At 72.9% G+C, this 13,605-nt stretch carries 14 protein-coding genes and 1 pseudogene; 10 read left to right on the top strand and 5 right to left on the bottom strand.

Going from position 1 to position 13,605, the window contains the following annotated elements:
- The first annotated feature begins 7 nt into the window (after positions 1-7).
- The 6 genes and pseudogenes from E1193_RS03285 (at position 8) to E1193_RS03260 (ending at position 3,921) form a co-directional block, all read left to right on the top strand.
- Positions 8-829: a DUF1206 domain-containing protein gene (locus tag E1193_RS03285; RefSeq protein ID WP_132180092.1), complete on the top strand. Its 822-nt coding sequence runs from the start codon at positions 8-10 to the stop codon at positions 827-829.
- 77 nt (positions 830-906) lie between these two features.
- Positions 907-2,097: pseudogene (locus E1193_RS03280) on the top strand (mechanosensitive ion channel domain-containing protein); the annotation flags it as partial.
- Between the two features lie 295 nt (positions 2,098-2,392).
- Entirely contained in the window at positions 2,393-2,827 is a 435-nt protein-coding gene (locus E1193_RS03275) for a phage holin family protein (protein ID WP_132180088.1), read from the top strand.
- Positions 2,824-3,159 carry a DUF3618 domain-containing protein gene (locus tag E1193_RS03270; protein ID WP_132180086.1) on the top strand — a complete coding sequence of 112 codons (336 nt, stop codon included), beginning with the start codon at positions 2,824-2,826 and terminating at the stop codon, positions 3,157-3,159. The genes E1193_RS03275 and E1193_RS03270 overlap by 4 nt, the downstream gene beginning before the upstream one ends.
- Positions 3,156-3,428, top strand: coding sequence for a DUF4235 domain-containing protein (locus E1193_RS03265; RefSeq protein WP_132180084.1), 273 nt, complete (start codon positions 3,156-3,158; stop codon positions 3,426-3,428). Before E1193_RS03270 ends, E1193_RS03265 begins: the two co-directional genes overlap by 4 nt.
- A gap of 289 nt (positions 3,429-3,717) precedes the next feature.
- Positions 3,718-3,921 (top strand): cold-shock protein, encoded by a 204-nt coding sequence (locus tag E1193_RS03260; protein WP_091424054.1) that lies wholly within the window; start codon positions 3,718-3,720, stop codon positions 3,919-3,921.
- 166 nt (positions 3,922-4,087) lie between these two features.
- On the opposite strand, the gene E1193_RS03255 is transcribed toward E1193_RS03260, so the two are convergent.
- Together E1193_RS03255 and E1193_RS03250 are read right to left on the bottom strand one after the other, a co-directional pair.
- Positions 4,088-4,282: a hypothetical protein gene (locus E1193_RS03255; RefSeq protein ID WP_132180133.1), complete on the bottom strand. Its 195-nt coding sequence runs from the start codon at positions 4,280-4,282 to the stop codon at positions 4,088-4,090.
- Positions 4,283-4,371: 89 nt separating this feature from the next.
- Complete coding sequence (locus tag E1193_RS03250; protein ID WP_132180082.1) at positions 4,372-5,355, bottom strand: aldo/keto reductase; 984 nt, start codon at positions 5,353-5,355, stop codon at positions 4,372-4,374.
- 85 nt (positions 5,356-5,440) lie between these two features.
- Between E1193_RS03250 and E1193_RS03245 the strand changes: the two genes are divergently transcribed.
- A complete protein-coding gene (locus E1193_RS03245; RefSeq protein ID WP_132180080.1) occupies positions 5,441-6,235 on the top strand; it encodes a trans-aconitate 2-methyltransferase in 795 nt (264 codons plus the stop codon).
- Positions 6,232-7,260 (top strand): adenosine deaminase, encoded by a 1,029-nt coding sequence (locus E1193_RS03240; RefSeq protein WP_132180078.1) that lies wholly within the window; start codon positions 6,232-6,234, stop codon positions 7,258-7,260. Before E1193_RS03245 ends, E1193_RS03240 begins: the two co-directional genes overlap by 4 nt.
- Positions 7,261-7,361: 101 nt before the next feature.
- Here the strand turns inward: E1193_RS03240 and E1193_RS03235 are convergent, their stop codons facing one another.
- Positions 7,362-8,756, bottom strand: a complete 1,395-nt coding sequence (locus E1193_RS03235; RefSeq protein ID WP_132180076.1) for a HAMP domain-containing sensor histidine kinase — start codon at positions 8,754-8,756, stop codon at positions 7,362-7,364.
- 29 nt (positions 8,757-8,785) lie between these two features.
- The gene (locus tag E1193_RS03230; protein WP_132180074.1) at positions 8,786-9,475 is read right to left on the bottom strand and encodes a response regulator transcription factor; all 690 of its coding nucleotides are present in this window, start codon (positions 9,473-9,475) and stop codon (positions 8,786-8,788) included.
- Positions 9,476-9,548: 73 nt separating this feature from the next.
- Between E1193_RS03230 and E1193_RS03225 the strand changes: the two genes are divergently transcribed.
- On the top strand, positions 9,549-10,469 hold the full coding sequence (locus E1193_RS03225) for an ADP-ribosylglycohydrolase family protein (RefSeq protein ID WP_132180072.1): 921 nt from the start codon (positions 9,549-9,551) through the stop codon (positions 10,467-10,469).
- A gap of 2 nt (positions 10,470-10,471) precedes the next feature.
- Here the strand turns inward: E1193_RS03225 and E1193_RS03220 are convergent, their stop codons facing one another.
- On the bottom strand, positions 10,472-11,320 hold the full coding sequence (locus tag E1193_RS03220; RefSeq protein WP_132180070.1) for a DUF1775 domain-containing protein: 849 nt from the start codon (positions 11,318-11,320) through the stop codon (positions 10,472-10,474).
- A gap of 196 nt (positions 11,321-11,516) precedes the next feature.
- Between E1193_RS03220 and thrS the strand changes: the two genes are divergently transcribed.
- Positions 11,517-13,532 (top strand): threonine--tRNA ligase, encoded by a 2,016-nt coding sequence (gene thrS, locus E1193_RS03215; protein WP_132180068.1) that lies wholly within the window; start codon positions 11,517-11,519, stop codon positions 13,530-13,532.
- Positions 13,533-13,605 lie beyond the last annotated feature (73 nt).

The raw sequence follows: 13,605 nt of genomic DNA, 5'->3' as shown, positions 1-13,605 counted from the left end.
CGGCCGCATGTCTCTTACCCGGAACGCCGAAGCCACCGCCGCCCGTACCGCGGACAGCCGCTGGCTGGAACTCCTCGCCCGGGCCGGCTTCATCGGCTACGGGATCGTGCACCTGCTCTTCGCCTGGCTCGCCCTCCAGGTCGCCTTCGGCACCTCCGGCGAGGAGGCCAACCAGAACGGTGCGCTGCGTACCCTGGGCGCGCAGCCCATGGGCAAGTTCCTGTTGATCGCGATCGCCGTCGGTCTGGTCGCCATGGCCATCTGGCAGGCGCTGGAGGCGGCCGTCGGCCACCACGCCAAGCGGGGCAGGGAGCGGCTCTTCGAGCGGGTCGCCTCGGCCGTGCGCACCGTGGTCTTCCTCTGGCTCGCCTGGACCGCCGTCACGGTCGTCCAGAACGCCAGCTCCGACAGCGCCGACCAGCAGGAGGCTTTCTCCGCGCGACTGATGGCGTCCACCGGCGGTCGCTGGCTGGTCGGGATCGCCGGCCTGGTGCTCGCCGCCGTCGGCATCGGCATGGTGATCTACGGCCTCAAGAAGAAGTTCGAGCGCAACCTGAAGATCGGCGAGATGAGCCCGAAGACCCGGACGCTGAGCCGCCGGCTGGGTATGGCGGGCTACATCGCCCGCGGCAGCGTGTTCGCGGTCGCCGGTCTGCTGATCGTGGTGGCGGCCGTGCACTACGACCCGGAGAAGGCGCGGGGCCTGGACGGCGCCCTGCGCGCCCTGCGCGACCAGCCCTACGGCCAGATCCTGCTGCTGCTGATGGCCCTCGGCATCGCCGCCTTCGGCCTCTACTGCTTCCTGCAGTCCCGCTACCGCCGCGTCTGAGTTGGTCGATTTCCGGATGCGCCAGGCACCATAGAGCTTTTGCCCGGAGCTGATTCGCCCGGCCGGAGGGACACTCAGTGCGGAACTACCTAGTGGCGATCGCCGCCGCGGCAGCCGCGGCGGCGATCGCCCTGTTCGTCGCCGCGATCGTGCATCGGACGATTCGCCGGCTCGGCCGGCGTTCGCTGCTGATGACCGAGCTCACCGAGCACGTCCACCGGCCGTTCCAGGTCGCCACGACGGTGCTGGCCGTGCAGCTCGCGGTGCGGTTCGGCACCGGGTTCGCGGTGGGCACCCCGTGGCGGCAGGTGGTGCTGCACACCCTGGTGCTGGGCCTGGTCGCCGCCACCGCCTGGCTGGTGGCCGCGCTGCTGGTGGTCGTGGAGGACACCGCACTGGCCCGGTTCCGGGTGGACGTGCCGAACAACCGCCATGCCCGTCGGGTGCGTACCCAGGTGGTTCTGCTGCGCCGGCTCACCATCGCGGTGATCGTGGTGTTGGCCATCGGCGTGATGCTGATGACCTTCCCCGCCGTGCGCGGCATCGGCGCCGGCGTGCTGACCAGTGCCGGTGTGGTCGGTGTGGTCGCCGCGCTGGCCGCCCAGAGCCTGCTCGGTAACGTCATCGCCGGCCTCCAGCTCGCCTTCAGCGACGCGGTGCGCCTCGACGACGTGGTGGTCGTCGAGGGCGAGTGGGGCCGGATCGAGGAGCTGACCCTCAGCTACGTGGTGGTGCAGATCTGGGACGACCGGCGCCTGATCCTGCCCACCTCCTACTTCACCAGCACCCCGTTCCAGAACTGGACCCGAACCGAGGCGGCCGTGCTCGGCACCGCCGAGTTCGACGTCGACTGGTCGATCCCGGTGCAGGTGATGCGCGAGGAACTGCGCCGGCTGGTGGAGAGCACCGACCTGTGGGACGGCCGGGTGTGCGTGCTCCAGGTGACCGACGCGACCGGCGGCCTGGTCAAGGTCCGGGCGCTGGTCAGCGCCGCTGACGCGGGCAGCCTCTGGGACCTGCGCTGCCTGGTCCGCGAGCACCTGGTCGGCTGGATCCGCGACCAGCGGCCGACCGCGCTGCCCCGGTCCCGCACCGAGATCGGCGACGCCTCCGGCACCCTGCCCTGGCAGTGGGTGCAGCCGCGCCGGCCGGAGCGCCGCCGGCCGGAGACCGACGTGCCGGACGACGCTCGGGTCTTCGGCGGTAGCGACGACGGTGAGGCCCGCAGCGAGGCCTTCGTCGGCCCCGACAACGACGCCGAGCCCCGCGACCGGTCCGAGACCCGGGCGGACGGCCGGGGTGAGTCCCGCGCCGACCAGGCCGACGCCGGAGTAAACGGGCGCGGCGGGACGCTCGTCGGTGCCGAGGAGTCCCTCGACGGCCGCCGCTGACCGACCGCCCGAAGCCCCGTGACCCCAGCTCGCGGGGCTTCGTTGGACCGGCTTCCGCGTTTCGCCGGACGGTACGCCCCGACCTGAGGTCAGATGTGGTTGGTCACCGTGCGCAGGATTGACGGACGGCGACTCCGGGCATTCAGCGCGGTGACGACGAAAGGAGGACAGCATGGCTGACGTCGCGAACCACCGCACGTCCCCGAACGGGAGTGAGCCGTCCACCGCCGAACTGGTGCAGCGGGCCACCGAGCAGGTTTCCCGGCTGGTGCGGGACGAGCTGGCGCTGGCCCGGGCAGAGTTGACCCAGAAGGGCAAGCACGCCGGGATCGGCATCGGCCTGTTCGGCGGCGGCGGGGCGCTCGCCCTCTACGGCCTCGGCGCGCTGGTCGTCGCGGCGATCCTGCTGCTGGACCTGGCGCTGCCGGCCTGGGCGGCCGCCCTGATCGTGGCGGTGGTGCTGTTCCTGGTCGCCGGCGTCCTCGCTCTGGTCGGGAAGAAGCAGGTCAGCCGTGCGGTTCCCCCGGTCCCGAAGAAGACGGTCCAGAGCCTGCGGGCGGACATGGACGTCGTCACCGCGGCCGTGAAGGACAGGGGACGGGCATGACGGGCAACGGAACCGGTGACACCGAGGCCCTCCGCGAGGAGATCCGGCGGACCCGGGTGGAACTGGGCCAGACGATGGAGCTGTTGGCCGCGAAGGCCGATGTGAAGGCCCGGCTGCGGGAGTCCGCCGGCCAGGCGAGGGAACGGATGCGCGAGCAGGCGGCGCTCACCGTGGCCCGGGTTCGCGGGCAGGCGGCGCAGCAGACCGGCGAACTGCGGACGCGGGGTTACCGGGAGACACTCGGGCGCGGCCCGGCCCCCTGGGCGGCGGTCGCGGCCGGGGCGCTGGCGGCGGTGGTCGTGCTGCTGATCGTGCGGGGGAGGCGTAGATGAGCAAGGGCATCGGCAGGACGGCGTACCGGCCCGTCGGGGTGCTGCTCGGTCTGGCTGCCGGCACGGTCGCCGGGGCGATCTTCCGGCAGGTCTGGAAGATGACCGCCGGTGACGGCGAGGCGCCCAGCGCGACGGACGAGGATCGTCGATGGGGCGAGATCCTCGCCGCGGCGGCGTTGCAGGGGGCGATCTTCGCGGTGGTCCGGGCAGCGGTGGACCGGGGCGGTGCGGTCGGCGTGCGGCGGCTGACCGGGAGTTGGCCGGACTGACCCCGACGGCGGACCGGGCCCCCTCGCGCAGCGGCGGTCGGGGCCCTTTCGCATGATCCGAAAGGGCCGTCGAGCGGAGATCCGGCATCCGTCAGGTCACATGTCGGAGAATTTCGTCGGGTAGGCTGTGCAGAGTTTTTGCGTACGTGGTTTGCTGATCCCCGCTGTTGAAGAGATGGCGTGGGTTGAGAGAAGTCTCCTTCGTGGGGGCCGCCTCAGGCACCGCTGCTCGAAAACGGCCAATCGGCCGCACGGTGTGCTCGGCCGCCAGTTTTAGAAGGAGATACACATGGCGCAGGGAACCGTGAAGTGGTTCAACGCTGACAAGGGCTTCGGCTTCATCACCGTCGACGGCGGGGGTGCTGACGTGTTCGTCCACTTCTCGGCCATCCAGTCCAGCGGCTACCGCACGCTGGAGGAGAACCAGCGGGTGGAGTTCGAGATCGCCCAGGGTCAGAAGGGTCCGCAGGCCGAGCAGGTCCGCCCCATCTGATCAGTGCCGGTCGGCAGCCGCCGGCCCGGGTGATCCGGCCAGCCGGATCGACGAGAAGCCCCGTGTCTGTTTCCGGACGCGGGGCTTTCCGCGTTCCCCGGCCGTCGGTCGCCTCGTCCCGCGCTGGTCGAGCCCGCCCACGATCTGGTGCTGGGCCGACGCCGGGTCAGTCGCCCTGACGGGACCGCATCCCCCGCCAGAGCAGGCCGAGCCCGACCGCTGCGAGCGCCGGGCCGATCACTGCCCAGATCCGCTGACCGGTCATGATGCTGTCGCTGACGTAGCCGAGCCCCTGCACCGTCCAGACGGCGCCGGTCACCACGGCCAGCAGGCCGAGGGAGAGCGCGAACCAGCCCTTCATTCGTGCCACCTCCAGTGCGCCGGCCGCGCCGGCCCCACCCCCAGCATCCGGGTCGGCGGGGCCGGTCGCGAGCACCGCGCCGGCACGGCTCACCACCGGTCGTGCACCCGGGGCCGGACCAACTCGTCGTAGACGCCCCGAACGGTGTCGCGTTCCGCGTCGGTCAACGGCGGCAGCGCCGCGACGGAGGCGTTGCCCCGCGCCTGTTGCGGGTTTCGGGCACCGGGGATGACGACGGTGACGCCGGGCTGGTCGATGATCCAGCGGAGCGCGAACTGCGCCATCGTGCGGTCGGGGCCGACCAGCGGGGCGAGCCGGCGGACGACCTCCAGGCCGAGGTCGTAGTCGACGCCGGAGAAGGTCTCCCCGACGTCGAAGCTCTCCCCGTGCCGGTTGTAGTTCCGGTGGTCGTCGACGGCGAAGGTGGTGTGCTCGTCGTACCGGCCGGAGAGCAGCCCGCTGGCGAGCGGCACCCGGGCGATGATCCCGACGCCGGCGGACGCGGCGGCGGGCAGCACCCGCTCCAAGGGCTTGAGCCGCACGGCGTTGAGGATGATCTGCACGCTGGCCATCCCGGGCCGGGCGATCGCGGTGAGCGCCTGGTCGCAGGTCTCGACGCTGACGCCGTACCCGGCGATCCGCTGCTCCTGGACCAGGGTGTCCAGGGCGTCGAAGACCCGGTCGTCGGTGAAGACGGGCGTCGGCGGGCAGTGCAACTGGACCAGGTCCAGGGTGTCCACGCCGAGGTTGGCCCGGGACCGGTCGGTCCAGGCCCGGAAGTTGTCCAGGGTGTACGCCTCCGGCGTCTGGGCCACCCGGCGGCCCATCTTGGTCGCCACGGTCAGGCCGTGCCCGGGCCGTTCCCGCAGGAAGCGGCCGATGAGCTGTTCGCTGCGGCCGTCGCCGTAGACGTCGGCGGTGTCGAGGAAGGTGACTCCGGAGTCCACGGCGGTGGCCAGGATGGCCAGGGCCTCGTCCTCGCCGACCTGTCCCCAGTCCGCCCCGAGCTGCCAGGCGCCGAGGCCGACCACACCTACCTGCCGGCTGAGCCGGTCGAAGCTGCGCTGTTCCATTCGCCCGAGCCTAGTGACCGGCTTGCGGGCACGCGGCACGGGCCATAGGGTCGCAACAAAACGTACGTACGGTTTGGAGTGGACGATGTGGGATCCCGGCACCTACCTCCGCTACGGCACCGAACGGTCCCGCCCGTTCCACGACCTCGTCGCCCGGATCCCGACGGACCGACCGCGTGTTGTGGTCGACCTCGGCTGTGGCCCCGGAACCCTGACCGCGGCCCTCGCCGCCCGCTGGCCGGCCGCCCGCGTCGCCGGCTTGGACGCCTCCCCGGAGATGATCGCCCGCGCCGCCACCCTCGACACCCGGGCCGAGTTCCGCGTCGGCGACGTCGCCGACTGGCGACCCGGGCCCGACGTCGACGTGCTGGTCGCCAACGCGGTGCTCCAGTGGGTGCCCGGACACCGGGAGCTGCTGACTCGCTGGGCCCACGAACTGCCCGCCGGCGCCTGGCTGGCATTCCAGGTGCCCGGCAACTTCGCCGCCCCGTCGCACCGGGCGCTGCGCGAGGTCGCCCGTCGGGACCGATGGGCGGGCGTCCTCGGCCCGCTGCTGCGCGACGCCCCGGTCGACGACGCCGTCGACTACGCCGTGTCGCTGACCGGCGTCGGGTGCGCCGTCGACGCCTGGGAAACTGTGTACGTGCACCCACTGCCGGCCGAACCCGCCGCCGACCACCCGGTGCTGCGCTGGATGGAGGGCACGGCGCTGCGTCCCGTACGGGCCGCGCTGGACGCCGCCGGCTGGGCCGGCTTCCGGGCCGAACTGGGGGTACGCCTCGCCGAGGCGTACCCGGTGCGGCATGGTCAGGTGTACTTCCCGTTCCGCCGGATCTTCGTGGTCGCCCGCACCGGCGCCCGTGCAGAGGAGAACCCGTGACCGACCTGCCCACCTTCATCGCCGGCCTGCCCAAGGTGGAGCTGCACGTGCACCACGTGGGCTCCGCCTCGCCCCGCATCGTGGCCGAGTTGGCCGCGCGGCACGAGGGGCGCAGCCCTGTCCCGGCCGACCCGCAGGCGTTGGCCGACTACTTCGCCTTCCGCGACTTCGCCCACTTCATCGAGGTCTACCTGAGCGTGGTGGACCTGATCCGCGATCCCGAGGACGTCTGGATCCTCACCCACGAGGTCGCCCGCGAACTGGCCCGGCAGCAGGTCCGGTACGCCGAGCTGACCGTCACCCCGTACTCGCACGTACGCCGCGGTATCCCCGCCCCGGCGTTCTGCGAGGCGATCGAGGACGCCCGTAAGCGGGCCGAGGTCGACTTCGGCATCGCCCTGCGCTGGTGCTTCGACATTCCGGGCGAGGCCGGGCTGCCGGCCGCCGAGGAGACCCTGCGCATCGCGCTGGAGGAGCGGCCCGACGGGCTGATCAGCTTCGGCCTGGGCGGCCCGGAGATCGGTGTGCCCCGGCCGCAGTTCAAGCCGTACTTCGACCGGGCCAGGGCGGCCGGGCTGCGGTCGGTGCCGCACGCTGGGGAGACCACCGGCCCGCAGACGGTCTGGGACGCGTTGCGCGAACTCGGCGCGGAGCGGATCGGCCACGGCATCTCGGCCGCCGACGACCCGGAGCTGCTGGCGTACCTGGCCGAGCACCGGATCGCGCTGGAGGTCTGCCCGACCTCCAACGTGCGGACCCGGGCGGTCTCCGACATCTCCGCCCACCCGCTGCGGCGGTTGGTCGACGCGGGCGTGTTGGTCACCGTGAACTCCGACGACCCCCCGATGTTCGGCACCACCCTCAACGACGAGTACGCCGTGGCCGCCCGGCTGCTCGACGCCGATGCGAACCGACTGGCCGCGCTGGCGAAGGACGCGGTGACCGCCTCGTTCCTCGCACCGGGGGAGAAGGCCCGGATCAGCGCCGAGATCGACGCGTATGCGGCGGCCGGACCGCCGAGCTGAGCAGGCGGCGCCCCAGGCCGGGAGGAGATGGACGCGCGACGCGGCCGGGCACCCGGTGGCACCAGGCACGCCGGCGGGGCGTCAGGGACGCCGGCGGGGCGTCAGGGACGCCGGCGGGGCCAGCGGCGGCCGTTGGTCTTCTGCTCGCGGACCTCGCGCGCCATCCGGCCGACCAGCCCGAACCGGCTGACCTGTCGGGGCGTCGCCGCCGGATCCGCCAGCAGCATCACCACGCTCGCCCCGCCGAGCCGGGCCCGGTCGATGCTCACCGAGCCGTTGGCCTGCAACGCCACCCGTTTGGCGATGTCCAGCCCCAGCCCGGTGGAACCCTGGTCGCTGGCGCCGCGACGCAGCGCCCGGTCCGGGTCGGGGATGCCCGGTCCGGCGTCGTCGACGCGGATCGCCACGTAGCCGTCCCGGCGGGAGACCGCCACCTCGAACGCGGTCCCTTGCGGGGTGTAGCGGAAGACGTTGCCGATCACCGCGTCCAGCGCGGCGGCCAACTCGGCCCGGGGGACCGGCGCGGGGATGCGTAACTGGGCACCGATCACCTGGTACGGGCGGTTCTGGTCGCCCGCCAGCGCCGCCCAGAAGACCATCCGGTTCCGGACCACCTCGCTGACATCGCACTCCGCCGGCCCGGCGTCGTGGGTGACCGCCTTGCGGGTGGTCTTGATCAGGACGTCGATCTCACCCTCCAGGGTGACGATCGCCTGCCGGATCCGCCGGATCGTCCGCCGCCGGTCCAGCTCCGCCGGGCTGAACGCGCCGACGCCGGTGTCGTCCGAGTCCAGCCCCTCGGCGTCCAGCCGCAGCACGGTCAGCGGGGTGCGCAGCCGGTGCGACAGGTCCGCCACAAGCTCCCGCTCGTCGGTGCGGGCGGCGTCCAGCCGGTCCGCCATCCGGTTGAAGGCGTACCCCGCCTCGGCCAGTTCCCGGGGGCCGCTGGGCTCCAGCCGGACACCCAGGTCGCCGTCGCCGACCGCCATGGCCGCCAGGACCAGCCCCTTCGTGGCGTCGACCGCCCGCGCCGCGACCCGGTCCACCACGATCACCGCCGCGCCGACCAGCGCCACGGCGACCGCGGCCAGCAGCAGCCACGTGCCGCCGACACCCTCGCTCAACTCGGCCTCGGGGACGAAGGTCTCCACCACGGCGATCCGGTCGTCGAGCACCACCGGATCGAGCCGGAGCACGCCGCCGTCGACGTCGGTGACCACCGACCGCCGCTGGGTCCGGGCCCGGTCCAGGTCGTCCTCGGCGGCGCGGCCGGCCGGCTGCACGCCGCCCAGCCCGTACACCACCGGCCGGGTGGCCGGGTCGTCGCCGGTGGCCTCCACGGCCCGGCGCACCTCCGCCGGCTCGGTGCTCACCGCGAGCGCCCCGGTGACCAGCGCGCCGCGCCGCGCCGCGTCGGCCAGCGCCGCGTCGCGGACCCCGTCGCGCAGGGTCAGCCCGAGGGGCACCAGGAAGGCGAGCGCGACCAGCGCGCACATGCCGGCGGTGAGGTACGCCAGCGCCAGCCTCAGTCCGGGGCCACCAGCCGGAAGCCCACCCCCCGCACGGTGCGCAGGTAGCGGGGCTTCGCCGCGGACTCGCCCATCTTTCGGCGCAGCCAGTACAGGTGAACGTCGATGGTCTGGTCCTCGCCGACCGACGGCTGCCGCCATACCTCCTCCAAGAGCTCCCGTCGGGACACTACCCGGCCGGGTCGTGCGGCGAGATACGCCAGCAGGTCGAACTCCTTGCGGGTCAGCGCCAGCGGCTCCCCGTCGAGTACCGCGCTGCGCTCGCCCACGTCCACCCGCAGGCCACCGACGGTGTGCGCCGCCGGCGGGACCGCCCGGCTGGCCCGACCGGCCCGGCGCAGCACCGTGGTGATCCGGGCGTCCAGGTGGGCGCCGGTGAAGGGCTTGACCATGTAGTCGTCCGCGCCAGCGCGCAACAGTCGGACCACCGACTGCTCGTCGTCGCGGGCGGTGGCGATGATGACCGGCACGTCGGTGATGCCGCGCAGCATCCGCAGTGCGTCCGAGCCGTCCAGGTCGGGCAGGCCCAGGTCGAGCACGACGAGATCGGGGGCCTCGGCGGCGACCCGGCGCAACGCGTCCAACGCCGTGCCGACGGCGTGCACCGCGTGCCCCCGCTCGGTCAGGGAGCGCAACATCGCGCCGCGGACGACGTGGTCGTCTTCGACCAGGAGCACGGTTGCCACGTCAGCACCGTACTGCCGGTGGCAAGTTGATCACGTTGCGACGTTCCTCCGAACCAGGCAAGCTGGCACGACGATGGCGTTCACCCTGTTCCCTGACGCCCGGCTGGCCCTGGCCCGGGACAGCCTGGCCGGCCTCTCCGTGGGCGACGCCCTCGGTTCGCAGTTCTTCGTGCCCGGCCGGCACGCGGCGGACCTGGCCGCCGACCGGCTCCCCCCGCCACCCTGGCAGTGGACCGACGACACCGAGATGGCCTGCTCCGTGCTGGCCGAACTCGCCGCCCACGGCGGCGTCGACCAGGACCGGCTGGCGCTCGCCTTCGCCGAGCGGTGCGAGCCGTACCGCGGCTACGGGCCCGGTGCGGTGGCGATCCTGCGCCTGATCCGCACCGGCACGCCCTGGCCGGTGGCCGCCGCCTCGGCCTTCGACGGACAGGGCTCCTGCGGCAACGGGGCGGCGATGCGGGTCGGGCCGCTCGGCGCCTGGTTCGCCGACTCCACCGCCCGGGCCGCCGCTCAGGCCCGGGTCAGCGCCGAGGTAACCCACGCCCACCCGGAGGGGGTCGCCGGGGCGATCGCGGTGGCCGTCGCCGCCTCGCTCGCCGCCCGCGCGCGGCTCGACGGCGACCGACCCGACCCGGCCCGGTTGCTGGCCGCCGTCACCGGCGCGCTCGACCCCGCCGGCGCGGTCGCCGCCGGGGTACGGCGGGCCGCCACCCTGCTCGGCCGGCCGGTGCCGGAGGCGGTGGCGGCACTCGGCAACGGCTCCCGGGTCACCGCCCAGGACACCGTGGCCTTCACCCTCTGGGTTGCCGCCACCCACCTGTCGGATTATCCGGCCGCGGTCCGGGCCTGCGTCGAGGCCGGCGGGGACGTCGACACCACCGCCGCGATCGCCGGAGCGGTGGTCGCCGCGTACGCCGGGGTGGGCACCCCGGGCGGGGTGCCCGGCGGCTGGCTGGCGGCCCGGGAGCCGCTGCCGGGGTGGGTGCGCTGACCTCAGCGGGAACCCACCGGCTCGGCCATCGGCCGGACGTCCACGGCCGGCTGTCCACCGGCGGGCTGCCCGGTCGACGGCTCGTCCTGGGGCTCGTCGTCGTCCGGCTCGGCGCGGTGCCGGGCGCGGCTCACCATCCAGCCGATCAGCGCGCCGCCGCCGAGACCGATCAGCAGGCCGCCGCCGAGCAGCACGTCGGCGCTCGGCCCACCGTCGTCGGCAGCCGGCGGGAGGGCGGCCACCCCACCCTGGCCGGTGTCCGCGACCACGGGCGCGGCACCGCCGTGGTCGTGGCCGACCGCCGCGCCGGGGGCCGGCGGCACCAGTGCCAGCGTCGGGGCGGGGTGAGCGCCGCCGGCCGGGTCGGCCCAGCGCACCACCGTGCCGTCCGAGTACGTCTGGACCAGCTCGAAGCTCATCCGGTCGACCTGCGGCAGCGGGCCCATGGCCAGCGAGAGTCGGGCCGGGCCCGGCACGGGCTTCCCGGCGGCCCGGGTCCACGTCACCGCCGCGGTCACCTGGGTGACGCCGGGGGCATGGATGCCGGCCACCGGCTGGTCCAGGTTCCGGAAGTTGATCAGCGGGGCCCAGCCGTCCACCGACAGCGGGTACACCTCGCCGATCGGGGTGGCCTCCGGCAGCCTGAACTCGATCTTCTCGGTGCGCGCGCCCGGCCGCTCCTCCGGAACCACCAGGTGCAATGTCACCGCGTCGCCCTGCGTCGCCTGGGTTGGCGTGGTCGTCACCTCCGCCGCCAGTGCCGCTGCCGGCCAGGCCAGCACGCCGGCCACCGCCACGGCCAGCACGAGCCCGGTCCGGTGCCGACGGCTTCCGCCGCGGGTCGTCGTCATCGGTGCCCCCATTCCGTGTCCACGAGGCCGGTACCGGCTCCGGCCACACCCGGTAGTTCGGACGGGAGACCGAAAAGGTTCAACGCGGGCCCGACGACGTCGTCCTTTCCCGGCGACCGGGCGGAGCGGGGCGACCGATAGCATCGCAGGAGCCGGCAACCGGCGCACCCTTACCGTCTGCAGTTGAGGAGTCACCGTGTCCGCACCTCGTACCCCCGCAGTGGCCGACCCCGTCGTCGTCGCCGCCGGGACGACGGCGGCCGACGCGGTGGCCGCGGCCGGGCTGCCCACCACCGGGCCGAAGGCGATCGTGGTGGTCCGCGACGCGCAGGGCCAGCTGCGTGACCTGGACTGGTCGCCGGCAGCGGAAACCGAGGTCGAGCCGGTCGCCATCGACACGCCGGACGGCCTCGACGTGTTGCGCCACTCGACCGCGCACGTGCTCGCCCAGGCCGTGCAGGACGTCTTCCCGGAGGCCAGGCTCGGCATCGGCCCGCCGATCGAGAACGGCTTCTACTACGACTTCGCCGTCGACAAGCCGTTCCAGCCCGACGACCTGGCCAGGCTCGAGAAGCGGATGCAGGAGATCGTCAAGGCCGGCCAGCGGTTCCGCCGCCGACGCTTCGGCAGCCTCGACGAGGCGAAGGCCGAACTGGCCGCCGAGCCGTTCAAGCTGGAACTGATCGACATCAAGGGCGAAGGGCTGGACTCCTCCGAGGTGATGGAGGTGGGCGGCGGCGAGCTGACCATCTACGACAACCTCGCCGCGAACGAGGACAAGGTCTGCTGGTCGGATCTCTGCCGGGGCCCGCATCTGCCGAACACCCGGCTGATCGGCGCGTTCAAGCTGATGCGATCGGCCGCCGCCTACTGGCGCGGCTCGGAGCGTAACCCCCAGTTGCAGCGGGTGTACGGCACCGCCTGGCCGACCCGCGACGAACTCAAGGCGTACCTGAAACTGCTGGAGGAGGCCGCCCGGCGCGACCACCGCAAGCTGGGCGCGGACCTGGACCTGTTCAGCTTCCCCGACGAGATCGGCTCGGGCCTGCCGGTCTTCCACCCCAAGGGTGGCGTGATCAAGCGTGAGATGGAGGACTACGTCCGCGCCCGCCACATCGAAGAGGGCTTCCAGTACGTCGGGACTCCGCACATCTCGAAGGAATGGCTCTTCCACACCTCGGGCCACCTGCCGTACTACGCCGACGGGATGTTCCCGCCCATCGAGTTCGAGGGCGCGGACTATTACCTCAAGGCGATGAACTGCCCGATGCACAACCTGATCTACCGCTCGCGCGGGCGGTCCTACCGTGAGCTGCCGATGCGGCTGTTCGAGTTCGGCTCGGTGTACCGGTACGAGAAGTCCGGCGTCATCCACGGACTCACCCGGGTGCGTGGCTTCACGCAGGATGACTCGCACTCGTACTGCACCAGGGAGCAGGCACCGGCCGAGGTCAAGCACCTGCTGAACTTCGTGCTCGGCCTGCTGAAGGACTTCGGCATCGACGACTTCTACCTGGAGTTGTCGACCCGCGACGAGTCCAAGCCGGAGAAGTTCGTCGGCACCGAGGAGGACTGGGCGACGGCGACGGCGGTGCTGGAGCAGTGTGCGCGCGAGACCGGGCTGGACCTGGTGCCCGACCCGGGCGGCGCGGCCTTCTACGGGCCGAAGATCTCGGTGCAGGCCAAGGACGCGATCGGCCGCACCTGGCAGATGTCCACCATCCAGTACGACTTCAACCAGCCCAAGGGCTTCGGGCTGGAGTACCAGGCGGCCGACGGCACCCGGCAGCAGCCGGTCATGATCCACTGTGCCAAGTTCGGGTCGATCGAGCGTTTCGTCGGTGTGCTCACCGAGCACTACGCGGGGGCGTTCCCGGCGTGGCTGGCCCCGGTGCAGGTGATCGGCATCCCGATCCGTGAGGACCACACCGAATACCTGCACGGCTTCGTCGCGGCGCTGCGCGCCGAGGGCATCCGGGCCCAGGTGGACGCCGGAGACGACCGGATGCAGAAGAAGATCCGCAGCGCGCAGCAGCAGAAGATCCCCTTCATGGTGATCGCCGGTGACGACGACGTGGCCGCCGGCACCGTCTCCTTCCGCTACCGCGACGGTTCGCAACGCAACGGTGTGCCGATCGCCGAGGCGGTCACGCACGTGCTGGACGTGGTCCGCTCGCGGACCAACTCCGGTCCGTCCGCCGTGGCGAACTGACCCACCCCGGACCGCCGGCCCCGCCGGCGGTCCGCTACCTGGTTCGTTTCGACCTGCGGCACCACATGTCGCC

The organism is Micromonospora sp. KC606, from assembly GCF_004348675.1.
In the GTDB taxonomy this organism is placed as follows: Bacteria; Actinomycetota; Actinomycetes; order Mycobacteriales; family Micromonosporaceae; genus Micromonospora.
Note: the sequence above shows the minus strand (reverse complement) of the source record. Positions and strands in the feature narration are given on the sequence as shown.

Excerpts from the sequence above, each read along its gene's own strand:
- E1193_RS03255 (WP_132180133.1), bottom strand. The coding sequence starts at position 4,282 with ATGAAGGGCTGGTTCGCGCTCTCCCTCGGCCTGCTGGCCGTGGTGACC.
- E1193_RS03225 (WP_132180072.1), top strand. The coding sequence starts at position 9,549 with ATGGCGTTCACCCTGTTCCCTGACGCCCGGCTGGCCCTGGCCCGGGAC.
- E1193_RS03265 (WP_132180084.1), top strand. The coding sequence starts at position 3,156 with ATGAGCAAGGGCATCGGCAGGACGGCGTACCGGCCCGTCGGGGTGCTG.
- E1193_RS03285 (WP_132180092.1), top strand. The coding sequence starts at position 8 with ATGTCTCTTACCCGGAACGCCGAAGCCACCGCCGCCCGTACCGCGGAC.
- E1193_RS03260 (WP_091424054.1), top strand. The coding sequence starts at position 3,718 with ATGGCGCAGGGAACCGTGAAGTGGTTCAACGCTGACAAGGGCTTCGGC.
- E1193_RS03235 (WP_132180076.1), bottom strand. The coding sequence starts at position 8,756 with ATGTGCGCGCTGGTCGCGCTCGCCTTCCTGGTGCCCCTCGGGCTGACC.
- E1193_RS03245 (WP_132180080.1), top strand. The coding sequence starts at position 5,441 with ATGTGGGATCCCGGCACCTACCTCCGCTACGGCACCGAACGGTCCCGC.
- E1193_RS03220 (WP_132180070.1), bottom strand. The coding sequence starts at position 11,320 with ATGACGACGACCCGCGGCGGAAGCCGTCGGCACCGGACCGGGCTCGTG.
- E1193_RS03270 (WP_132180086.1), top strand. The coding sequence starts at position 2,824 with ATGACGGGCAACGGAACCGGTGACACCGAGGCCCTCCGCGAGGAGATC.
- E1193_RS03275 (WP_132180088.1), top strand. The coding sequence starts at position 2,393 with ATGGCTGACGTCGCGAACCACCGCACGTCCCCGAACGGGAGTGAGCCG.
- E1193_RS03250 (WP_132180082.1), bottom strand. The coding sequence starts at position 5,355 with ATGGAACAGCGCAGCTTCGACCGGCTCAGCCGGCAGGTAGGTGTGGTC.